The sequence below is a fragment of the Streptomyces sp. NPDC004629 genome (assembly GCF_042873595.1).
In the GTDB taxonomy this organism is placed as follows: Bacteria; Actinomycetota; Actinomycetes; order Streptomycetales; family Streptomycetaceae; genus Streptomyces.
Genome location: NZ_JBIALO010000096.1, coordinates 1 through 1,020, shown reverse-complemented (window position 1 = coordinate 1,020; position 1,020 = coordinate 1). Strand labels below are relative to the sequence as shown.

The following is a 1,020-nucleotide window of genomic DNA, read 5'->3' as shown; positions in this document are numbered from 1 at the left end:
GGACAAGCCCTCGGCCTATTAGTACCGGTCACCTCCACCAGTTACCTGGCTTCCAGATCCGGCCTATCAACCCAGTCGTCTACTGGGAGCCTTACCCCATCAAGTAGGTGGGAGTCCTCATCTCGAAGCAGGCTTCCCGCTTAGATGCTTTCAGCGGTTATCCCTCCCGAACGTAGCCAACCAGCCATGCCCTTGGCAGAACAACTGGCACACCAGAGGTTCGTCCGTCCCGGTCCTCTCGTACTAGGGACAGCCCTTCTCAAGACTCCTACGCGCACAGCGGATAGGGACCGAACTGTCTCACGACGTTCTAAACCCAGCTCGCGTACCGCTTTAATGGGCGAACAGCCCAACCCTTGGGACCGACTCCAGCCCCAGGATGCGACGAGCCGACATCGAGGTGCCAAACCATCCCGTCGATATGGACTCTTGGGGAAGATCAGCCTGTTATCCCCGGGGTACCTTTTATCCGTTGAGCGACGGCGCTTCCACAAGCCACCGCCGGATCACTAGTCCCGACTTTCGTCCCTGCTCGACCCGTCGGTCTCACAGTCAAGCTCCCTTGTGCACTTACACTCAACACCTGATTACCAACCAGGCTGAGGGAACCTTTGGGCGCCTCCGTTACCCTTTAGGAGGCAACCGCCCCAGTTAAACTACCCATCAGACACTGTCCCTGATCCGGATCACGGACCCAGGTTAGACATCCAGCACGACCAGACTGGTATTTCAACGACGACTCCACACTAACTGGCGTCAATGCTTCAAAGTCTCCCAGCTATCCTACACAAGCCGAACCGAACACCAATATCAAACTGTAGTAAAGGTCCCGGGGTCTTTCCGTCCTGCTGCGCGAAACGAGCATCTTTACTCGTAGTGCAATTTCACCGGGCCTATGGTTGAGACAGTCGAGAAGTCGTTACGCCATTCGTGCAGGTCGGAACTTACCCGACAAGGAATTTCGCTACCTTAGGATGGTTATAGTTACCACCGCCGTTTACTGGCGCTTAAGTTCTCAGC

The 1,020-nt window shown here is 55.8% G+C and carries 1 rRNA gene; it reads right to left on the bottom strand.

Annotated elements, in window-relative coordinates:
• Positions 1–1,020: ribosomal RNA gene (locus ACFYTE_RS42390) — 23S ribosomal RNA — on the bottom strand; the annotation flags it as partial.